The following is a 22,376-nucleotide window of genomic DNA, read 5'->3' as shown; positions in this document are numbered from 1 at the left end:
GTCTAAGGCGGTACATTCATTCTGTGTCGTTGAGGACTGCTGGCGACCAATGTTACAGCGGTAGCGAGGCGAAAGCTATCCCATTTACAACTGACGGGCGATTTCTTCGGCAAAGTACGTCAAGATTAGGTCAGCACCTGCCCGCTTGATAGACAGTAGCGATTCATGAGCGACAGCCTCCAAATCTAGCCACCCGTTATCGGCAGCGGCGTGTAGCATTGCGTACTCGCCGGAGACGTTGTACGCAGCGACAGGCTGGTCAAACGTCTCACGAATCGATGCGACGATATCAAGATACGGAAGTGCTGGCTTGACCATCAGTACATCGGCACCCTGTGTTACGTCCAGTTCGACTTCCCGAATCGCCTCTCTAGCGTTTGCCGGGTCCATCTGGTAATGCCGTCGGTCGCCAAAGGCAGGGGCACCGTCTGCCGCGTCTCGAAATGGCCCATAAAACGCGGATTCGTATTTCGCCGCATAACTCATCAGCGAAACGTGCTCGAACCCCGCTCCGTCGAGAGCTGTTCTGATTGTGCCGACCATTCCGTCCATCATGCCTGAGGGCGCAATCATATCTGCACCAGCCTCAGCGTGGCTCAAGGCAGTCTTGGCAAGCAAGTCGAGTGTCTCATCGTTATCGACGGTGACGTGTTCTTGTTCGGGAGCCCCAGCTTCTAGCACACCACAGTGCCCATGCTCCGTGTATTCACACAGGCACGCATCGGTGATAACGTAGGCATCGGTCTCCTCAGTGATAGCGCGCGTGGCTTGCTGGACAACGCCGTCTTGCGCCCACGCGCGTGATCCACGCTCGTCTTTTGTCTCGGGAATGCCAAAGAGAATCACCGCTTTGACACCCGTCTCTAAGACTTCTTTTACACGCGGTACAGCTTCATCGATTGGAACGCGCTCGTGTCCGGGCATCGATTCGATTGGTATCCGTTTTTTTGTCGTCGCGTCTACGAAGACAGGAGCAATGAGATCCGCTGGGGCGAGACTTGTCTCACTAACGAGTGGTCTGATACCGTCAGTGCGAAGTCGGCGGGGCCGTTTTGTCAGGTCCACATCGATATCACTGTGCATACGCTGATTTTGCTCGCCTTGTCAAAAGCCGTGTCGCTCTCACTAGAGCTAAAACGGTCCACTATCACCTCCCAGTCACCAGCAGGCTCGGGTGCCTACAGTGGACCAGCACCAATCTATACGGCCAGCTCGTGTGCAGCGGACAACACTATCTATGGCTCTCCCAGCACAGAATTTGAGTTGGTCTACGCAACAGGCGCGACGTTTTGGACCGTAACTAGTCTATCTTACTGGTCCCAAAGCTGTCTGTCTCCGACGACGTATTACTCGCCGTCGTTGTGGTCGTGTGTGTCGTCTGTCGGGTTCTCGTCAGTGACTTCGGATGCTGCTGTCCCAAACCACTCTTGGGCGGTGTGTTCACTCTCGTGATTTGCAGTTGAAGCTGTCGAAGTCGTCTGTGCTTTGGCCTGCACGTCGAATTTATCCAGCGAATCGACCAGCGCATTAGCTCTCTCCTGAAGCGACTCACTCTGGTCGACAATCGATGACACCGACGCAGTCTGCTCTTGAGCTGACACAGCAGCGTGTTCGGCTTCGCCTGCGGCATCTTCACTTAGCTGAGAGACATCATCGACACGTGAGACGACACGTTGGGTGGCGTCGGCTTGTTCGTCGGTTGCTTTGCTTATTTCTTGTACTCCTCTGTTTGTCTCCTCAATCGACTCAACAATCTCTTCAAGGGCGGTCAGTGCTTCTTCGACGGTTGCGACGCCGCGGTTGACTGCTTGGCTTGTCTCCTCGACTTCCGAGACTGTCTCGTCTGTCTGTGTCTGTGCCTCCTCGATAATTGATTCAATTTCTGCTGCTGCCTCTTGGGTCTCTTCGGCGAGTTGTTTGACCTCGTTAGCCACGACGGCAAACCCGGAGCCTGCATCACCAGCCCTGGCAGCCTCAATGTTCGCGTTCAGCGCCAGCATGTTCGTCTGGTCAGCGATTTCGGTAATTACCGCAACAATCTCGCCGATTGAATTCATCTGCTCTTCAAGAGTTGCAATCTTATCGACCGTAGACTCAGCCTGACCCTCGATACGGTCCATCTCTTCGATTGCGCCTGCGGCCGCTTGCTGACCTTCTTCACCCCGGTTGACTGCCTCTGCTGCTGTATTTGCTACGCCAGATGCTGACGAGGCTGCCTCCTCAATGCTCGCAGAGAGGTTACTCATCTCCGACGAGATTTCCTCCAGACTCTGTGTCTGATTGTTTGTGACGGCTGATATCTGTTGAGTACTGTCACTTACCGTTGTGCTAGCATCATCGATTTCGTGTGCGCCAACGACAACATCTTCACTTGACTCCGCGACTGCTTGTGCAAACGTCATCACGTCGACGATTGTTTGCTCAATCTGCTCGATCATCTGGTTAAACTCCTCGGCAACATGCACCATCGCTTCGCTCTTACTGTCAGTACTCATACGCCGAGTGAAATCACCGTTGGCACAGGCCCGCATCACTTCATTGTAGTTTTGAGCCGTTTGCTCAAGATGGTCGTTCATTTCTTCGGCCTCTTGCCGAGCAGTTTGGGCTTCCGAGCGAGCGGTCTCCGCATCGCTTCTTGCAGATTCTGCATCCTCTAGAGCAGTCTGTGCCTCGGATATACGCTGTTTTAGCTGGACTCGCATCGTCTCAAACTCCGTATAGAGTTTCCCGATTTCGTCACGTCTTGTCGTTTCGAGATCGACATCCAAATTACCGTTACCCATCGACTTGGCGCGTTCAACTAGGCGCTCCAATTCCTTTGTCGCTAGTCGTCCACCGACAACTGTTACACCCACAAGCACGCCGAAAGTAAGCAACATTGTGGCCAAGAAGCTCTGGAGGACTTGGTCACGAAGCGCAAATGCAGACGCCTGTGGGGTCTGATTCACAACGGTCAGGTTCTCATTGGCATTGAGCGAACGGAACGCAAACATTGACCCGTTGTTGGATTCGGTAACGGTTCCGTTGTCGGCTGTCGGCAATGTGCCGGTATATGTCTCACCGATTAACGTATCGCCTTCTGGGCCGACGACAGTAGTTGTCGCGTCCTCAATTGATTGTTCGATACGGGGTTGTGACTCTGCCGGGTTTATCTCGGCAAGTAAGACATCGTTCGACAACGGGACCTTCCAGCCAAGTGCCATTACAGATTCACCGTCAGAACTTGTATACCCCTTTGGGAGTACAAACTGTTTCTGTTCGAGGGTTGCTTGCTCAAATCCAAGGTCGTACAGGTTTTGATTCGTGAACCCTTCGTCTGTACTTCCAACAACCTCACCCGAGTCAAATGAGATGTAGTGTATCGCCTGAATATTTTCACTCGATTCGACTGGGGACCGTAACTGTGTCATTACATAAGATGGGTCATTCCGCTCGAAGACTGTACTTACAGTCCCTAACTCCCCTCGTATATTTGTGAACTCGTCGTGTCGATTGTCAAACCAGTTGCTGAACGAGTTATCGTGGTGCACTACGGTCGCTTCTATCTGCTGGTCAACTTGCCCATCAAGATCCTCACTGATACCAAGGTAAAAAAACGCACTAATGAGTCCCCCAAGAGCGACAACAAAAACCATCCCAAGAAGTACTTTCGCAAGTAAGTTCTCTTGAACAACTGACGGAGTGATTTTTGCTATTAGCCCTGGTTCAGTCTGTTTTTTCGTTTTTTGCTCTTCTCTACCGTTATCTCCATCTTCAAGAGGGCGGCCTCTCTCTTGGTCAGTCTGGGCTGATTTATCTTCATTCGGTGGCGTTGATTGTCCACCGTCGCAACGTAATGGCAAATTATTTTCATCATACTGTACTGTTTCCATTTGGTTCTTAGAAATTGATAACTGCTGTTCAGGTAGATTCTGTACAGTGTGTTGTTTATTTTGATAGTTACTCAAACGGTCTAAAAACCACTTCAAAGGGCGAAAAAGTCTCATTGGACAGTTTAATAGTGAACAATAGCTCTATTTAAGAATTGCTTCTCTATTATTGAATTTAATATCGTATCCTATTATGACACGATATTGTTCTATTTATTATTAGTTGGTTAATACAAAGACAACTCTCAGAGAATGTTCAACTCCGAATAACCCAATGGTCATCAGCTTGCCGTTCGAGGTGTGCCTTCTCACGGAGTTTGACGATATACCCGTTTGGTTGGACCAGCTGTTCATGTTCGGCGTCGACGCGCACCAGATTTCCGAGAAGTTGGGCTGTTGGTGGCTTTTGTGCTGCTCCACAGTCATATATTGTGAGTAACCCGCCGCCGTCCTCGACTTCGTGAACGATGACGTGAGCATGATGAGGAAGTTCCCACTCGTCGGACCCGGCGGATGCAAGATGATTCATATAGACACCAAGTGGCGGATTCGCTTGTATTCACTGGTCCCTGATGGGAATAAGTCACGCACCCACTGAGATCGGGACACGGACGCTAAGCGTGGCCTCTTGTTGGAAACATGTGTAGACATCTCGTGCCGCTGTCGTAACGCTAAAGAGTCGAACGAACAATCTTGCATGTAAGATGAATCAAGAACGTTTCGTTGCGGGGAGGTGGTGTTGTGGGTGTTGAGATACGCGAGTCACCCGTCTCGGATGCGGAATATGCGGATATGGAAGAGTTCGTTCGTGACTATCTTGCCGCAAGTGTCGCCACCGAAGAGGAAGGCGGCCGGATGCGCTGGTACCCGTGGCATTCCGCGGAGTATCGGTTCAACCACATCCGCAACGTGGTCGAGCTGTCGGGAGAGATAGCACGGGCGGAGGGTGCAAACCAAGACATCACTCAGGTTGCAGCCCTCTTCCATGATATCGCCAAGCTTGAAGTGGACCAAGATATCCACGCCGAGGAGGGTGCTCGTATTGCGCGGGAGTATTTGCTGACACAAGCTGACTATCCCCAGTCGTTTGTCGACGAAGTGTGTCGGTCTGTCGAGGATCACTCCTATCAGGGAGACCTCACAGATTTGCGCCTCGAAACGCAGTGTCTCATCGAGGCGGATATCCTCGATAAAATCGGGGCGAACGGGGCTGCGCTGTTGTTACTGCGTACTGGGTATGAATCCCGTTCTCATCTCGATGCCGCAGAGATGGTGGGCCGTGTTCTCGAACGCGGCGAAGAGGCACGCACGCGCATGCGGAGTCAAACGTCCAAGGACATGATCGACAAACGACTCAAACGTGTTCGATGGATCCAAGAGTGGCTCGAAGACGAAGTCGTCGGTATTGAGCTTTAGATAAGGCCGACATTGAGAATTGACGTCGTGTCACTGATTTTCGTCCGTCGCCTCAGAGTAACGTTCCGAGACCGTCCCACAAGAAAACTATCCCAAACCCCACGAGAATCAAAGCACTTCCGCTGGCGACAAAGGGTTCGAGGGAGTCAATCCGACGGTCAGTTGCGGCGAGCAGTGCCGGAAATCCAGTTATCCAGACGACGATACCACCAAACATACCGGCTAGCAAGGCAACACTGCCTGTCTCAACGATAAGAACACCTGCGACAGCCTCCCCGATGTACGGAGTATGCGCGAGAATATCGAGGGTTCCAGGCTCGAGAAGTGCAACTCCGACTGTCAGCCAGAACAGGATCTGAAATGGGTTTGTCAGGCCAAGCACAAGCGCTTTCTCGAATCCTCGTGAGCCATCGGGCGCGCCATCGCCCGAAAACGTGGTCTGTGCACTCTCGACGGCATCGTACGCAAAATACAACATTAGTACCCCACCGATCGTAATCATTAATCCACGAAGCAACGGTAACTCCTCAACAACGGTGGCCACCCCGATGTATGCAAGAACAAAGAAGATAATATCCGCAGTCATCGCACCGGTGCCAGCGATGAAACCGGAACTCCATCCCCGAAGGACACTCTCTTCGGCAATGATTGCGTTCATTGGTCCCGGTGGCGCAGCGAGTGCAAGTCCAAACAGCGCTCCCGCGAAAAACGAAATGGTTGCTGATGTTGCCATTAGCCCCGTATTGTACAGACGTAGTGATAAAAATACTGCGTTAGTTAATAACAATCAACACAAATTAATCGGTTTTCAAGCGTTCTATCAGAGGATTAGGTCATCATCTTGCCGAGATGAGAGTTAGGTAGCCAACCGACAAAGCCCTCTGGCAGACAGAACGAAGCGGAGTTACAGGTTGCTTAGATGAGTGACTGATAGGTGAGCTATAATAGTGGGCCACCGATGCACTGATTGACTGTGTCTTGTCGTACTCTCTCACTCGTGGGCAGCGTCCCACTCTTCGGCTTTCGTCCGATTACTACAAACGTTACATTTGACTCGGCCCATGGCGTCGACGGCGTTGTCGAGACTCTCACAGTTGCTACAGTAGAATCCCCAGCGGGTGTCGCCTGACTTGTCTGCATATACGATATAGAACGGAGACTTCTGTCCACGTTTTCCCTTCCGCTGATCCACATACAGTGTCTCTCCTTTTGAGTTGGTAACCGTATCCATACATACGGGGTAACACTCAAGCATCAAAGACGCTTCTTTTCACCACCTCAGAGCGTTGTTTGTATGTGCTGTGTTAACTTGTTGATGAACTCAGGGTCGTACGTCCACATACCGTCCCATTCTCTGTCATCAATTTCGATAGCGAGCAGTGCTGCGGGTTCATATTCCGAGCCTTCCGGTGGTGTATGGATGACGAACCAAGACGAACGAAAATCGAACGAGTAGCCGCCGTGCATAACTACCTCGAACTCCGGAGGATTCGTCCAGTCTGGCTGGCCATATACGTGAACATCAACATCCGTAGCAGCCACCCGTTCGTAGACGTTTCTCGTCCCTTGTTCATCCTCCAACCGTGAGAGACGCTGGAAGGATGAGCGAAGCGTCCCCTTTTGATCGTTGAACGCGCGCTTCTCGATATACCGCGAGATAAGTATGAGCAACAGCTTTTCAGTATTCGATTCAGGATACCCACGGAGCGAGAACCGAACACCTGCCAATCCGTCCAGAACTTCTGGGACGCGTGTCTGCTCTAGGGACCGAGTTCCCGTAATAAATATATCCGAGTTGACCAACAAGATTGCATCCTGTAACTCTTTGAGTGGAGAGTGAGCAACTACCTCCCCGTTTTCGAGTAAGGCAACAGTGTCCTCGGTGTACTCTTCGCTCACCTTCTCAGAAATGGAGACAGCTTGTTCCTCGAACAGTTTCTCAAGCATAATCTGGAACGGTTCCGGTGCGGTCCGATTGAGAACAGCAACTGACCGTTCGGGGGCATCAGCTTTTTCGAGGAACGTTTCAAGCGTCATTGCTTCGCCACACGATAGAATCCCGACAAATTTGAATGTATTGGACCGTCCCACAAACTCAGTTTCGAACTGTCAGTTTGCGACCTCATCACCGACTGCGCCCAGCTTGACAAGAACTGAAAGGATAAATGAGGTGACTGCCATCAGGACTCCAATGATAAATAGTGGCGCAGCAAGGATTCTAGCGAGTTCCGCCCCAACCACCAGTTGGCTGAACCCACGAACAACGAACGCCAGTATCGCCACAACAAAAGTCCCAATCAACAGTTTCGGAAAAATACCGCTGTTGAGTTCCATATCGAGACTATTACTGAACCGGGCAAGAAACTTCCGGGGTAGTACAGGCCATGGGGGGATGGCTCTGTTACTTGGCCAGTTTGACTGACTAACGGGAGTGAGAGAGCGGTACAAAATGTGATTCAAATACTACTTTTCGACGTACTGTTGTTCCCACTCGTCGCGTGCTTCAATTTCACGGTGTCCCCGTCTCGTGAGAATGTATGTGTTTGTCCGGCGATCACGCTGTCCTTTCTCAATGAGTCCTTTATCAACAAGGGTGTCTAGGTTCGGGTACAACCGACCATGGTGTATCTCCGATTCGTAGTACTGTTCAAGTTCTTCTTTGATTGCCAAACCGTGTGGCTCTTCTTTACCACCAACGACGTACAGCAAGTCTCGCTGGAATCCCGTCAAGTCGTACATGTATTCGTACAGTTAACAGATATTACCGACATATATTAAAGTTGTCTATCGGTTACTCGCATTGCAAAAATTGACGCTTCTCCGTTCTGGTATCAGGCATGTATTTTAGTTATGATTTAGGATAAATCAAGCATGATTTATCTATAAATCGACTATATGAACGTTCTATTTTATTTATGTTTGTGGTTGTACTGGCGATATAAAAAATGACTGAACAGAGACAGCCAGACAACCAACTGTCCGTGACCCTGGGACTTAACAAGATACCAGCCTGAGATACGGTAATGACGGAGGGACGTGACCAGCGCGACGACAACCAGACAAAAGATGAGCGAGCCACCGGTCACAATCGGAGTGTGAAATCCGGTTATGGCTCACAAGAGTCTGGGTCTGGAGACACCGAATCACGGTCTCCAGTGCTGGGGGAGCATCCTGACGCAACTGTGGACAAAACGGAACACAGTGGTGGGGCACAACCGACACAGCGAGACGATGATACCCATCGGGCTACAAGACATCACCAAGAGCAAGAAGAGACTGGAGCTAGCAAAGTTACTATCGCCGACAGAGAACAAAATGATGGTCCGTGGGTCGATTTAGGTCAGTTCCAACCGGACGAAACGTCAGTAGAGGGGCTACCATCCGGTCCCCGTCAGGAGTATCTGACTGACCGACGGTCACTCAATCCGCTGGTCCAGATACGGTGGGCCATCCGTGTCACTGTCAGCGCACTTGTTTTTGGACTTGTCGTCACATGGGGGCTTAGAACGCAGGGATTTACCTCTCAATGGGGTGCTGGTGTCGTTGGCGTATTGCTCTTCGCCGGACTAATCTGGGTAATACTGCACTATCGGCGGTGGGTCTACCAGATACGGACTGACGCAATCTATCTTGAACGCGGTGTTGTGACACATGCCAGAACACTCGTGCCCTACGTCCGTATTCAGCACGTCGACACGAGCAGAAGTCCAGTTGAGCGTATGCTTGGACTCTCGACGCTCGTCGTGTACACTGCCGGTTCGAGGGGTGCGGACATCTCGATCCCCGGTCTTCGACCGCAAGACGCCCGTGACCTACAACGCCGCGTCAAAGAACTAGCAATTGAGGCGAAAGGAGACGACGCTCTGTAGAGGTGATCTGCGATGAATCTTGATTATCGGTCGGTTCCGTATCGAATCTTCGAAAACGTATCCCGTATCGCGGGTATTGTTATCGTCTCAGTAGTCTTTTCGACAGGAGATGGAAGCCAGGGAGGTACAGAAAGTACAGGGCTTGAACCACTTGTGCTTGGAGGGTTCATCCTGTTCGGGCTAGTTGCTGTTGCACTTTGGGAGATGACGTACGTGAAACGGTATGAGTACCGCATTACACCAGATACGTTTGAGATCTACTCTGGTGTCTTTTCTCGCCGCGAACGCGAAATTCCCTTCAAGCGAATCCAGAACATCGATGTCGCACAGAACGTCTTTCAGCGTGCCCTTGGGATTGCCGAGGTGCGTCTAGAGACTGCTGGGGGTGGGGAAAGTGAAGCTGTCCTCCAGTACGTCAGTAGAGCCGAAGCGACCCGCTTACAGGAACTAGTTAGTGACCGAAAACACGGTGAAAGCCAACGAGACACTGAGGTGCCTGATAATACGTTGTTTGAGCTTGATAGTAACGAGTTGGCAGTGCTTGGCCTTACCTCGGCAAACTTCAATCTTCTCGGACTGATACTTGTCATGTTTGCGGTTCTCGGGACACCGGTTGCTGCCGAACAGGTGTCTCCGCGACTGTCCGTGTTATTGTTGCTTGGGCCAGCACTCGCCGCGCTAGCGCTGGTATTGCTCTGGATTGTAAGCGGTATCCAAGCAATCCTCAGATACTATGGGTTCAGGCTGGTTCGGCATGAAGGTGAACTTCGGTATCAGCGTGGGCTCCTCCAGCAGTACAACGGGACAATTCCGTTGTCAAAAATCCAGACTGTGATGATCCGGGAGAATTTCATTGCCCGAGCTGTGGGCTACGGGAACCTCGCAATCGAGACGGCAGGGTATGCTCCAGGACAGGACGGGAACAGTGTCGAATCTGCAATTCCGATCGCGAAGCGGGATCGGCTATTCGACCTCGCCCGAACTGTTGAATCCGTTGGCGAAGTGGAATTCACGCGACCACCAAAACGTGCACGCCTTCGGTATGTTGGGCGATACACTATTGTTGTTGCTGTTCTTGTTGCACTCCTTGCAGGAATCAATACAACGACCGGGACACTCAATGACTGGTATTTGGGGGCACTCAGTTGGGCCCTCGTTCCGTTGGCAGCACATCTCAAGTGGACCCACCTTGGGTACTACTACGACGAAGGCTACGTGGTTACCCGGTCCGGGTTCTGGACACGGCAGACGACTATCGTTCCGTACTATCGAGTTCAGACCGTCTCAGAGACACAGACAGTATTCCAGCGCCGTCGGCAGCTTGGAACGCTTGTTGTCGATACAGCTAGCTCGGGCGGATTCTGGGGCGGGAATGCGGTTGCTCTCGATATTGATATTGATGAAGCCCGCCAACTACGAGAAACAGTTCACAATCGATTCCAGTGGTCCCTGCGTGAGCGTCGAACACAGCGGATCCGACGATTTGAAGCGGCTGACTGAGTATCGTTCCAGCTCTCAGTGGTTGATATTTTCACTTTTGAGAAAGTTAAACCAGAAAGTACATATGAGTATAATCGCAATATCCGTGTGCACCCAATTTGGGTGCCACTTACCCCCTTCCCCCCTCTTTCCCCTTCCCCCCTCTTTCCCCTTCCCCCCTCTTTCCCCTTTCCCCCTCTTTCCCCACCACATCTTTCAACGCTCTTTCAGAGAGCAAATAACAACTATTACGGCTCTTTTTTACTCATACTGCCGAACGGGGAAAATCACAACCACTACTTTCCCGGCCGGTGAGAGTCTGGTATGGAACTCGGAGTCATTGGACTCGGCCGTATGGGACAGATTGTCGTCGACAGGACGTTGGCGGCCGGTCACGACGTTGTCGCATTCGACGTGGATGAGGAGGCTGTCGAAAGCGCAGTCGCTGCAGGGGCCAGGGGTACTGACTCAATCGATGATCTCACGTCAGTACTTGGCTCCGAAAAACGCATTTGGTTGATGGTGCCTGCAGGAGATGCTATCGACGCAGCACTAGATGAACTTGAACCATCGCTTACTGAGCACGATATTGTGGTCGATGGCGGGAACTCACATTTCGAAGACACCGTCTGTCGGTCGGAGCGTACGGCTGCAGCGTACCTCGACTGTGGCACAAGTGGTGGCCCAGCGGGTGCGGAGTTGGGGTTTTCACTGATGGTTGGCGGCCCTGAATGGGCCTACGAGGAACTCGAACCCGTATTCGACGCTGTGGCGACTGGGCCAAAAGGACACAACCGAATGGGCAACAGCGGTTCGGGGCACTACGTCAAAATGGTCCACAACGGTGTCGAATACGCTTTGATGCAGGCATACGGTGAAGGGTTCGAGCTACTCCACGAGGGTCGGTACGACCTCAACCTCGAAGCAGTCGCAAGTACCTGGAACAACGGTGCAGTCATCCGGTCATGGCTGCTCGAACTCTGTGAGGAAGCCTTTAACGAGGAAGGATCTGATCTGGGAAACGTTGCCGATTACGTCGCTGGCGGGTCGACAGGCACGTGGACCGTCCAGGAGGCACTCGAACAGGAAGTCCCGTTGCCGCTCATCTACGCGGCGCTCTCGGAACGGTTCGGAAGCCGCAACGAGCGGTTCTCACGGCGGTTGGCAAACCGGCTTCGGTACGGTTTCGGTCGGCACGAGGTGCGCCGAAGGTAACCTGTTGACCGAAAGACGAAGGGCATAGGTAGATGCCCCCTCTTTGTATTCAAAATGGTCGATGGAGATGTTACGCCCGAGCCCAAGACGCACATCTGGTCAACGAGACAGTATCCGTCGTTGGCGTCGAACCTATTGCCCGCGACAGCACGGTTGGTTAGTAATGCTGGCGTCGCGGCAGGCGACCGCGTGCTCGACGTTGGTTGTGGAACTGGCAACGTCGCGTTGACAGCACGGAGGCAGGGAGCCAGTGTGATGGGTGTCGATGCTAGCCCACCGATGCTCAGCCTAGCAGAAAAAAACGCTGCACTCGCTGAGTACGACGATATTCATTGGACCGGCGGTGATGCCGAATCGCTTCCGGTTGCCGATAACCAGTTTGATGCCGCGCTCTCGAACTTTGGCCACGTCTTTGCGCCAAATGCCAACAAAGCAGCAAACGAAATGTGCCGTGTCACCCGACAGGGAGGACAGGTGGGGTTCACTGCGTGGTCACCAAACGGACTGGTGGGCGCGCTGACGGATATCTTGACCGACCATGTGACGTATCCAGACCATGACCCGCGCGGTCACCTCCGATGGGGGACGCCAGATTTCGTCAGAGAAACACTGGGTGGCCGCTGTGAGCTAACCTTCCAGCGACGGGTTCTCCGATTCCGGTATGTCTCCCCACAACACTTCTGGCAAGAGTTTGCCGAGGAAGCTGGCCCTCTCTCTCCAGCACTTCGTCGGCTTGATGAACCCGATGCACGCGAGCGACTACGCAAAGAGGCACTTGACTGTCTCGAAGAGTGGTTTGCCGACAACACCGTCCGCGTGGAGTATCTTCTGGTGACAGGAACTGTACGATAGTAGAGACAATGGGATTGCCTACCATTCTCAGCGTGGTCGCGACATATTCATAACCGTACAGTACTGGCAGTCAGGGACTGCAGGATGAGAGCACCAACTCATCGTCTCGGCTTAGAGCCAGCGAAAAAAGCACGTCACAGACTCAAGAACTCCCTGCCACAAGTAGCCGTCAACTGCTGCGAGTCCGCAGAGCTTTTCACAGGCGAATAGCTCCGGGAGACGCCCATCTCGACCACGTACCGCTGGGATGAAAGGCGACAACAATCGATCCTGCGTCGTGTGAGCGGGCGAACCGCTTAACAATCGCCACATTGTCGAACCCATCTGGAGCGTCGACGTACACGCGGTCGGTCATGCCGTCGACTGCCAACGATGTCCATCCGGCCACTGCAAGATCCGTCTTCGGATCCAAGCCCTGCTCGTCCGCGTCGGTCACGACAACATCACGCAACCGCTCGTGCATCCCTGACGGGACAACGTATCGGGTACCGTCAGGAGCAACCGATACCTGTGCTGCCGTGATTCGTCCGGCAGTAAGCTCCGGGAACGGGACAGTCTTCTCAGTCAAGTGAGATATCGATCGACTTTGTCTGCGTGTAGTGTTCGACAGCCTCCTGTCCGATTTCGCGACCAACTCCTGACTGTTTGTACCCTCCAAAGGGCTGGCCTGCCGGGAAGTCATTGTAGGTGTTTACCCAGATGTTTCCGGCTTCGATGTCTCTTGCACACTGGTGGGCCTTGGTGAGATCTTCGGTGAGGACTCCCGCAGCGAGGCCATAATCTACATCATTTGCCAGCTCAATCATCTCGTCGTAGTCGCTCCAAGAAAAGACCTCTTGAACCGGGCCAAATATTTCCTCTTGGACGGGGTCGCTGTCGTGGTCGATTCCGTCGATCAGTGTTGGTGCGACAAAACAGCCATCCGAGAGCGCTTCGTCGTCTGGCTGAGTCCCTCCTGTGACAAAGGCCGCGCCTTCCGCCTCGGCATCTTGAATGTAACTCATTGTCCGCTCAACCTGCTCCGCTGTCACCTTGGGTCCTAGGTCGGTCGATTCCAAGAGCGGATCATCGATAGTGAGGTCTTCCGCAGCGTCGGTGAGGCTGTCAAGGAACTCGTCTTTGATGTCCTCGTGAACAAACAACCGTGACCCGGCACAGCAACATTCTCCGGTGTTGAAAAATATTGACGTGATGGTCGTTTCGACGGCCTGTTCGAGGTCGGCGTCTGGGAAGATGACGAGGGGGCTTTTGCCGCCCAGTTCAAGAGTCACGTCGGTAATGTGCTCAGCGGCACTTTTCATCACTTCGCTGCCGACTGTTGTCGAACCGGTAAACGCGAGCTTACGAATGTCGGGATGTTTCGAGAGGGGCTCACCCGCTTCAGGGCCAAATCCGGTAACGACGTTTACAACACCGTCTGGGATTACGTCTTCGGTGACTTCCATCAACTTAAGAATACTTAGCGGTGTCTCTTCAGCCGGTTTGATGACAACCGTGTTGCCGGCCGATAGCGCTGGAGCAAGTTTCCAGGCGGCCATTAAAAGTGGGAAATTCCACGGAATAATCTGTCCAACGACACCGTAGGGTTCCCGAATCGTCTGGACGTGTCTACTGTCGTCGGTATTGATCGTGCGTCCCTCTTCAGCGCGGGCGATTCCTGCAAAGTACCGGAAGTGGTCGGTGACGAGGTCAATGTCGATCCGTGCCTCGGTAATTGGCTTGCCGTTATCGAGGCTTTCCAACCGTGCAAACGCCTCACTGTGTTCCTCAATGACATCTGCGATTTCAGTGAGCATCGCCTGTCGTTTTGCCGTTGACATGTCGCTGTATACTTCATCGTACGCGTCCCACGCGGCTTCGACAGCTCTGTCGATGTCTTTGGCTGTTCCGGCGGACACCGACGCAAGTGTCTCTCCGGTTGTTGGGTCAGTCGTCTCAAAGCTCTCTCCAGAGCTACTGGGCTCCCAGCCACCACCAATATACAGCTGGCGATTATCTGGAATTACCTCGCTGGCAGTCTGCTTGTGACGTTCTTTGATTGCTGATTTCCGTTCTCCACTGTTTTGTTGATTGCTATCTGTTGACATGCAATCTATACTTGAATGTACACTCACTTGATGATTCGGATTTATCAAATATATAATTCCTCGAAACTGTCTTTGAATGAACCGCTAGTGTACTTTGAGATCACCTACGCTCAGTGATCCAGGACACAGACTACGTCAACGCTCAGCGGAGCAAACGTAGCAACCGCCGCAACATTTGCATCGACTCTTGGTCAGTTTCAGCCGCCCCATAGATGCTGACTGCATCCATGCCAGCGTACCCGTGGTTGCCTGATTCGTCGCGCTCCCAGTATAGCCACGCTGTTTCTTCACCGCCATCGAATCCCATCCCGTCAACCGGGAAGGTGAGAACAAGTCCTTCGTGAGTCTCACCATCGTGTCCGGTAAACTCACGAACTTCGCCGTCACTCTTGGAACGAGCGCCTTTGCCGTCTGCAACTGTACTCCGAGACCCAAAACGGTACCGTACCGGTTCAGTCGTGGGGTCGAACATCTCAGCCGTACCATCTCCGTTGAGATACTCGACAGGGTGGACAGCTACTTCGACTGAGTTGTGTTCCGAGCTGTCGATAAAATTATCTGCGTTGTCTGGCTGGACATCGATATCGAGTTTATTGGGAAAATGTGCCGCTGCAGTGTCACTGAGTGCTGGCACTGCGACGGCCGCGGTTGCTACACCAGCGACTCCTTTGAGCTGCTGTCGCCGTGTCAACGTCTTCTGAAAGAACTGTCCTGGCGCCGATGTTGATTGCTGGTCAGAACTCATGCAACTTGGCGTATGGACGATACCAGTGTAATAATTCTGGTACATTCAACGAATGCACCTGTGGAGCGACTGCTACTTTGCCAGAATTTGACGATCGTCGTTTCGACGGCTATACTCTACAGTTTGAAACCTAGAGAGAGTCAGAGAACAGCACACAATCTCTGCCGATCAACCCCTCTGGGAATACGTCTACAAGACAGTATGTGCGTATCTCGGGTGATTTGAGTCTCCATTAGTCTGTATCTATTAGTATAATAAACGAACAAACCTCGCTCTGGGTCGTCCGCAGAAACTGTGATGCGAGTGTTTGCGGGCGAGGGAGACCGAGTGGGACGCCTTTGAGTATCCCCCTCGGTGAGAGGTGAGTTAGAAAAATGCTGTCGGTGGCCGGTTACTCCTTCGAATCGAGCCCGGTTCGCTCTGGAAGTTCCTCGGGACTGACCCGTTCGCCGTTGAGTTCGAACCAGCTCCGGTCAGAGTCCCGGAGTGTCGCCTCGGATACAGATCCAGAGACACGGAAGGCGTCGCCGTAGCCGTTTTCGGTCGTCCCAGAGACATTGAACTTGCCGTCGTTGGTCTCAGTCACCTCATCGCTATCCTCGGCCGATATCGGCTTGCCATCTGGCGTTTCGCCGCCAGTCGATAGTTTCTGGACTTTCGTGTCGACTGTAAACTCATACCGGCACTCCTCGGCGTTTGGTTCCGCGATCACAGTGAGCTTTTGGGGATCGTACAGCAGTTCGTCGAGATGCTTCCACTCTCCACCGGTCGCCTCGGGCTGGGGATAGAGGTCGAGATTCGATTCATTCCCGTTTACGTACCCCACGGCGTCACCGTCGATAGTAACGTCGATCACCATGAAATCCTCGCTTGAGAGGGAGTTTCCGGTCCAGGTGTGTGTCTCGCCTGCCGCCATTCGCCCGGCGACGCGAGTACCGTCTGTCGAGACCCACGTCTCCTCGGCGGAGTCTTCAAGCCGCCAGTCCACCCCATCTCTGGCTTCGAGATAGTACTCGACAGCGTTCTCGTTGGCCTCGACCGAATACGTGAACGTTCCGTCCACGTCGGACTCTCGATCGACCGGCGCACCGATATCGTCGCTATCCGGTTTGTCAGCGCCGTAGTGATTATCCGAGAAGGTGACGTTGTCCCACTCGGTGATATGAGCCCAGCCGTTCGTCCGGGGAATCTGGATGATCGCTCCGTCCTTGCTCTCTGAGGGGGCTGTGGGTTCGGTCGGGTTATAGAACCAGTTGTGATGGATGTCTGCGACGTCCTCGGGAAACCCCCTGATGGAGATATGTCTCCCGGTATCTCCCTCCTCGTCGATATGCGTGGTCGGGACGAACGTGTTGTGGTGGATCGACAGTTCGGTTCCTCCCCGATAATCGTTTTTGCGAGGGTTCACGGCGTGGGTCCCGACTTGATAGGATGGAGCAGTTTCACCGCCAAAGAAATTATTCCGGACTTCATAGCCAGCAATCCCCGTGTTTGAGACCGAGTGACGATTGAACACCATGTGATTGTACTCAATCAGAATGTCTTGGCCGCGGGCACAGTGGATACCGTAGCCCCATCCATCGATCGGATTATGATGGATGTGACTGTGATGGATATGGGCCTCATCGGCGGCGACTCTGATCGACGCGAAATTGTAGCCCCACATCTCTACGTTGTCGACCTCACAGTTTGGCCCTTTGAGTGCGAGACCGACACGGGAAGTTGTCGCCTCGTTATCGATCTCGCGGTACTCCCACTCTTTGCCGGAAATGCGGAGGCCAGTCACACGTACATCGGATTCGGCGTTGAACGGACCCGCCCACTTCCCCTCGTAGCCGTTGGTAGAGAGATGGGCACCCTTGGCTCCGTCGACACCGCGGTTCGACGCGAGTGTCACTCCAGAGGGAATCGTCATATAGGTGTCTCCGAGGTTGATTTCTGCATCTCCATCGACGAAAACCACGTCGCCATAGTTAGCTGACTCCAACTCTTCTTTCAGCTCTTCGAGTGTTTGGACCACGACATTAGCCTCAGACGCGCTAACAGTATCCTCATAGGTGTCTCCCCCACCGATCTGACTTCCGACTGGAAGTTCGTCTAAGCTTGTCGACATCGCGGCACTGCTAGACACACCTCCAAGAACAGCCGCAAGTGCCACACCTCCGAGCTTTAAAGACGTTCGTCGAGTCACTGTCTGAAAGGTGCCGTCCGATTCGGCTTCTCTGTCCGAAATCAATTCGTTGGCTGACTCGGGTTCGATTTGTTTTTTAGCCATATTTTATGATAAGACTAATACTAAATTAAGGTCTCTAGTTGATATATTTTTACCATACAGTCTACATACAATAAAACATGATATATAATTAAAAATTGTTAAAACGGATGCTTGGACGCATACTGAGCAACAGAGTCGTCAGGGCAGGGTAGAGCCGGTCTTGCGTTTTAGATACGGCTGTGGGCGTCACGGAGGTGTGACTGTGGCCCCTCGTGTCGGTAGACAACCGTGAGGTTTCATACTCACATAGCGGCCGACCCGACAGCAAATGTTTATGTTCGCTATCATACGTAGAGGAGGATATACTCGGTAGCGTTCTGTGTCTGGACAGGCGTCGGCGGGGTCAGTCGTGGAGAATACATGGAAAAGATGATTCGAGACGTTACACCAGAAGAACTGTGCGGCGCGGTCGATCCGGGTGAGGTAACACTCGTTCTCGGGGCGCCCAGCGTTGGAAAGTCACATCACCTGCGGACACTCGGTCAATCAGTCGAGCAGCTACCGGCGACGACAGCTCTTGAGGACGAACTCGTGATCGTTGACGACTTGGTGTCGGCGATGATCAACCGGAGCGACCAAGACTGGACGACCGACGAGGAGCCATCCGAGAGTACCGCCCTGTTCGATCACTCTGGAGGAGCGGTGCTCGTAACACGGCCACGGAGTCTCGACTGGCTGTGCCAGCGCGTCCCCGAGGCCGGGGCTCTCGTTGAGCGAGTCGACTCCGTGCTCGTGGTCCGAACGCCGCCTTCGGAGAGCGACGACGCTATCGACGAAATTCGTACGGCCGTCAACAATCGAAAGCCACCTGGAATGCGTGCGGCGGACCGTGCGGACCTCGTCGAACGTGTCACATATCCTAGCTACGCCTTTGAGAACGAACAGCTGCGGGAACGGGTTGGAACCGTCGAGGAAACCGTCACGCCCGCAGCTTTCCTCTCGCTCTCGAAGCACGGGTCCGAAACCGTTCTGTTCGGACCGGACGTCAGGGAGGTACTTGGTGAGTATGACGGCTCGGTTGAGCCACTCGGCGAGGTGGCTCGAAACCTCGTCTCGTCCATCCACCCGCGTGCGACGGATGGAGGGTATGACCCGGCCGCACTGTCGCCAGCGACCCATCTCGCCATCGTCCTCGTCGCGAGTTCGTTGACTGCCGACGAGACGGCGTGGCTCGACTCGTTCGTTCGACACCGGCCACTGGCTGGGGCCGCCGAAGCGCTCGAATCCACATTCGATCTCCCACCGGGAACCACCGAGCAGCTTCGATTGTTCGCATCCGAGCCGATGCAAAAGAGAATTGCCGAGTTGCTGGCCGACCAGTCCGAGACAGCCGTCGCCGAGGCGAGTGGTGCAGTCGATGAACTGCGAGCTGCCATGCGGGCAATCGCGTCGTCACTCGACGACGTGGCGATGGCACCCGACGACTACGGATCGTCAACTCTCGTCGGTTCCTGGCACTGGAAGGGGGAAGCGACGCTCCAGGCAGCCACGAAAGAGCGGGCGTTCCCCGATCAGGATGGGGAACAACAACTTGACGACAGACTGGCAGGGGTTGACGTCGACGAAGTCGTTGATGTCGTCGATGGCGGGCTGGTCGTCCTCACGGGGCCGAAAGCGAGCGGGAAGCGCCGGCTCGCAGCCCAGGTCGCCACGGAACTTACGTCGTGGGGGATGACGGTCAGACTCCCCGACCTTCGCCAGCCCGACCATATCAGGGTGGGCGTCGACGCGACGCCGGACGCGGTCGTTGTTGGGACTTACAGTGCCGAGCCGGCACCGATCACGGGCGACGCGGGCGTTCGGGCGCTGGCCGACTGGGTGGAACAAGGAGTCTGTGACGGTGCAATCCTCATCTGTGACAACGAGAGCCGCGAACAACTCGACACCATCTCGAAACGGGCTGGCTGTGAGGAAGTCGCCGCTTGGCGCGACCGCACCGAGTTCGACCTATGCGACACGATCGTAGCCACGGCCGACCGGACATCGGAGGCGGTCGCCACCGATCTGCTCGATGCGATGGGGTGGCCCAACAACCAAAGCCCCACCCGTCGGACACTCGACGTAGAAGGGAGCACAGACCAGAGCACGCTCGCGGCGATTGCTGGTATCTCTGACGCCGACCTCGACGCCGAATTCGTCGGGCAGGTAGTGGCCGATGCCATCGCTGTTGTCGCACGAACCGCACACCCGAGTGCCGCTAGGGAGTGGCTGGTCTTAGTCAACGACCTCGTCGGGGATGTTGGGCTGGGACGGAGCGACACCGACGGGGCCATCAGGTACCGAGGTCGGGTATGCGGCAGAGCCATGGCGGCTGTTGGGAGCGAACAGCCGATGGCCGACGAGTGGGTTGAGGCGCTCGCGGTTCGTGCACTGACACTCACGAACGAGACTGCAACTCAGCACGGACGGGAGTCGGTCGGTGGCGACGTCGAGCCCATCGTGACTGCCTTCACGACCGCGCTGACGACGGTCATACGGCCAGAAGACGGTTCGGGCCCGAACCAAGGTGCGCTCGCAACCATCGACCAACTCCTTCACGAGATAGTCGACCAGGGAACAATCGACCCCGAATCAAGCTTGTATCCGCTCTGTCGGATCTACGGCCGGACGGTCGCAGGCCTCATCGAGATGGCCGACGACTCGGCACAATCCGAGGCCGTACTCGCTCCGGTGATGGCACTCGTCGAACAGACGGCAATCAAATACGAGGACAGTTCCACGGCCGTCCTGCTCGGAAACGTGTTCGGCTCGATGGCAGGAGTCGTCGCTGGCGCGGCGACATCGGCCGACACGATGGCGACCTGGCTGGACGCGATCGACGCGGCCACCAGAGAGTCGGCCACCGCACTTCAGCACGACGAGGACCGCGTGGAGTTGCTCCACGTCGCCACCGTTAGCGCCGTCGGATGGGTGTTCGATCACGGGTGCCCGGACGACCGATTCGGGCCGTGGCTGGAAAGCATCGGAGAACGACTCTGTCAGAGTGCAATGCAGGCAGCGTTTGTAGACAAAGCTGACGACTTTGTCGTCAACACGTACGGCTGGGCCATCTGGAACATCGTCCACTACCGTGATCTCGACCGCGCCGACCTCCTCTTTGCGGACTGCTATCAACTGGTCGATACCATCGCTGACTCGGCGGTCGCAAACGACGAGTGGGAGTGCCGTGCGTCACTCCATGCCGCCGCGCTCGCTGCCTTCGCCAGGATTGAAGAGAATGATGCCAACGGAGTCAACTCTGGCCCGTACAGCAAGGGAATCCTCCCGCTCCCGGATTCGCCAGGATTCGAGGACTGGATCGACCGCTACGACACAGCCGTGACCCAGGGCGTCGCAGGCGATGCACCGACGGAGACGGTCGAACCGTATCTGGCGGCGGTATACCGTGGGGCGCTTTCGACGCAGATCCGGGAGGACGACAAAGAGTTGGACGCCGGGATTTCGCCACGTAGCGCGACAACCTGGTTCGACAGCCTCACCGAGCGCATTCACGAGCTGGCAGCCACGAGTGACCTGGTCTCAGATCCGGTCGCGTTCCTTGAATCCGTCTACGGCGAGGCGGCGGTCGACTGGGCAACCGAAGACGATGCAAATCTCGCCGGGGAGTGGCTCGGGTCGCTCGTCACCTCGTTCCGGTCGACACGTGAGGGCATCGACGGGCCGAGCAAGACAGCGTGGTTTGACGCGTTTGCGGAGACGGACGCGGCGATTCTTCGGGCGGTGCTGACCCGAGCGGACGTGGGCGAGCGAACGCACGACCGCCTGGTGCAGTCCGTGCTCGATCAGATCCAGACCGCCGCGACAGCGGCGGGCACTCTACTGCATCCCGTCAACTACGTCAGCACGGTGTTCGGAACCGCACTCGCGCTCGCGGTTGAGGCCGAGCCAGAAGCAGTGAGTTTCACTGCCACGGAGGTCGTTGCGGCCGCCGAGGAGCGGGCCGACTTCGAGTGGGTCGGTCTGGAGCGAGCCGACATCTTCGAGCGACTCTACGCCCATGCGCTGGCAGTCGTCGGTCGCAGTCACAGCGATCACGACACTGTCGAGGAGTGGCTGGCCGTGGTGACCGACCGCATCGAAGCGACCGCGACGCAAGTGAGCCCCGAGGCCCCCGCCGGGTTCGCCGCTGGTGTCTACACGCGCGCCTACGTCCATGCAGTCGCCGACAGAGCCGACGCGTGGCGTCACCGACTCGATTCGGAACTTCTGGCATACGCTGCAGGCCCGCACGTTGAGGACTCAGCCGAGTTCCTCGAAGGCGTGTACGCCGACATCGTCGTCGCGGGAACGACGAAAGGCCAATCGCATGACGAGGTTGAGGCGTGTGTCGCGGCTGTTTATGAGTCTATCGAGCAGGCGAGCGAAGACGGCCACCTTCGAGGAGGCGATGCAGTCGTGCGTACTTTTGGACGGGCCGCCAAGACGATTAGGACGGAACACGAACATCCACGGTCGACTAACACGTACGCTCTCGGACTGGCACTTCGCACGGTCGGTGACGAAGACCTCGAAGCTGCCGTCTTCGACGCTGCCCGCAACTACTCGTCTATGGACGATACGGGAGAATAA

The 22,376-nt window shown here is 54.8% G+C and carries 18 protein-coding genes; 6 read left to right on the top strand and 12 right to left on the bottom strand.

Going from position 1 to position 22,376, the window contains the following annotated elements:
• Positions 1 to 84: 84 nt before the first annotated feature.
• From hemB to N5098_RS07390, 3 genes are all read right to left on the bottom strand, one after another.
• Positions 85 to 1,065 (bottom strand): porphobilinogen synthase, encoded by a 981-nt coding sequence (gene hemB, locus N5098_RS07400; protein WP_267637522.1) that lies wholly within the window; start codon positions 1,063 to 1,065, stop codon positions 85 to 87.
• Between the two features lie 281 nt (positions 1,066 to 1,346).
• On the bottom strand, positions 1,347 to 3,842 hold the full coding sequence (locus N5098_RS07395; protein WP_267637119.1) for a methyl-accepting chemotaxis protein: 2,496 nt from the start codon (positions 3,840 to 3,842) through the stop codon (positions 1,347 to 1,349).
• Positions 3,843 to 4,125: 283 nt separating this feature from the next.
• Positions 4,126 to 4,398, bottom strand: coding sequence for a hypothetical protein (locus N5098_RS07390; RefSeq protein ID WP_267637118.1), 273 nt, complete (start codon positions 4,396 to 4,398; stop codon positions 4,126 to 4,128).
• A gap of 212 nt (positions 4,399 to 4,610) precedes the next feature.
• On the opposite strand from N5098_RS07390, the gene N5098_RS07385 reads away from it, so the two are divergent.
• Positions 4,611 to 5,285: an HD domain-containing protein gene (locus N5098_RS07385; protein WP_267637117.1), complete on the top strand. Its 675-nt coding sequence runs from the start codon at positions 4,611 to 4,613 to the stop codon at positions 5,283 to 5,285.
• Positions 5,286 to 5,337: 52 nt separating this feature from the next.
• Here the strand turns inward: N5098_RS07385 and N5098_RS07380 are convergent, their stop codons facing one another.
• The 5 genes from N5098_RS07380 to N5098_RS07360 all read right to left on the bottom strand — a co-directional run bounded on the left by N5098_RS07380 (position 5,338) and on the right by N5098_RS07360 (position 8,024).
• A complete protein-coding gene (locus N5098_RS07380; protein ID WP_368408007.1) occupies positions 5,338 to 5,979 on the bottom strand; it encodes a LysE family translocator in 642 nt (213 codons plus the stop codon).
• Positions 5,980 to 6,276: 297 nt separating this feature from the next.
• A complete protein-coding gene (locus tag N5098_RS07375) occupies positions 6,277 to 6,516 on the bottom strand; it encodes a DUF5816 domain-containing protein (RefSeq protein WP_267637115.1) in 240 nt (79 codons plus the stop codon).
• Between the two features lie 47 nt (positions 6,517 to 6,563).
• Positions 6,564 to 7,322, bottom strand: coding sequence for a DICT sensory domain-containing protein (locus N5098_RS07370; RefSeq protein WP_267637114.1), 759 nt, complete (start codon positions 7,320 to 7,322; stop codon positions 6,564 to 6,566).
• Positions 7,323 to 7,394: 72 nt separating this feature from the next.
• On the bottom strand, positions 7,395 to 7,619 hold the full coding sequence (locus tag N5098_RS07365) for a hypothetical protein (protein ID WP_267637113.1): 225 nt from the start codon (positions 7,617 to 7,619) through the stop codon (positions 7,395 to 7,397).
• A gap of 129 nt (positions 7,620 to 7,748) precedes the next feature.
• Complete coding sequence (locus N5098_RS07360) at positions 7,749 to 8,024, bottom strand: helix-turn-helix transcriptional regulator (protein WP_267637112.1); 276 nt, start codon at positions 8,022 to 8,024, stop codon at positions 7,749 to 7,751.
• A 284-nt stretch (positions 8,025 to 8,308) separates the two neighbouring features.
• On the opposite strand from N5098_RS07360, the gene N5098_RS07355 reads away from it, so the two are divergent.
• From N5098_RS07355 to N5098_RS07340, 4 genes are all read left to right on the top strand, one after another.
• Positions 8,309 to 9,154 (top strand): PH domain-containing protein, encoded by an 846-nt coding sequence (locus N5098_RS07355; protein WP_267637111.1) that lies wholly within the window; start codon positions 8,309 to 8,311, stop codon positions 9,152 to 9,154.
• Between the two features lie 12 nt (positions 9,155 to 9,166).
• Entirely contained in the window at positions 9,167 to 10,654 is a 1,488-nt protein-coding gene (locus N5098_RS07350; RefSeq protein ID WP_267637109.1) for a PH domain-containing protein, read from the top strand.
• 303 nt (positions 10,655 to 10,957) lie between these two features.
• The gene (gnd, locus tag N5098_RS07345; RefSeq protein WP_267637108.1) at positions 10,958 to 11,848 is read left to right on the top strand and encodes a phosphogluconate dehydrogenase (NAD(+)-dependent, decarboxylating); all 891 of its coding nucleotides are present in this window, start codon (positions 10,958 to 10,960) and stop codon (positions 11,846 to 11,848) included.
• A gap of 54 nt (positions 11,849 to 11,902) precedes the next feature.
• Positions 11,903 to 12,700, top strand: coding sequence for a class I SAM-dependent methyltransferase (locus N5098_RS07340; protein WP_267637106.1), 798 nt, complete (start codon positions 11,903 to 11,905; stop codon positions 12,698 to 12,700).
• A gap of 196 nt (positions 12,701 to 12,896) precedes the next feature.
• On the opposite strand, the gene N5098_RS07335 is transcribed toward N5098_RS07340, so the two are convergent.
• The 4 genes from N5098_RS07335 to N5098_RS07320 form a co-directional block, all read right to left on the bottom strand.
• Positions 12,897 to 13,268, bottom strand: coding sequence for a hypothetical protein (locus N5098_RS07335; RefSeq protein ID WP_267637105.1), 372 nt, complete (start codon positions 13,266 to 13,268; stop codon positions 12,897 to 12,899).
• On the bottom strand, positions 13,261 to 14,787 hold the full coding sequence (locus N5098_RS07330) for an aldehyde dehydrogenase family protein (RefSeq protein ID WP_267637104.1): 1,527 nt from the start codon (positions 14,785 to 14,787) through the stop codon (positions 13,261 to 13,263). The genes N5098_RS07335 and N5098_RS07330 overlap by 8 nt, the downstream gene beginning before the upstream one ends.
• Positions 14,788 to 14,929: 142 nt before the next feature.
• Positions 14,930 to 15,532, bottom strand: a complete 603-nt coding sequence (locus N5098_RS07325; RefSeq protein ID WP_267637103.1) for a hypothetical protein — start codon at positions 15,530 to 15,532, stop codon at positions 14,930 to 14,932.
• A gap of 391 nt (positions 15,533 to 15,923) precedes the next feature.
• The gene (locus tag N5098_RS07320; RefSeq protein ID WP_267637102.1) at positions 15,924 to 17,807 is read right to left on the bottom strand and encodes a hypothetical protein; all 1,884 of its coding nucleotides are present in this window, start codon (positions 17,805 to 17,807) and stop codon (positions 15,924 to 15,926) included.
• Between the two features lie 360 nt (positions 17,808 to 18,167).
• Here N5098_RS07320 and N5098_RS07315 point away from each other — a divergent pair, with 360 nt between their 5' ends.
• On the top strand, positions 18,168 to 22,376 hold the full coding sequence (locus N5098_RS07315; RefSeq protein ID WP_267637101.1) for a hypothetical protein: 4,209 nt from the start codon (positions 18,168 to 18,170) through the stop codon (positions 22,374 to 22,376).

Origin of the sequence: Halovenus rubra, from assembly GCF_026586665.1 — an archaeon.
Taxonomy (GTDB): domain Archaea; phylum Halobacteriota; class Halobacteria; order Halobacteriales; family Haloarculaceae; genus Halovenus; species Halovenus rubra.
Note: the sequence above shows the minus strand (reverse complement) of the source record. Positions and strands in the feature narration are given on the sequence as shown.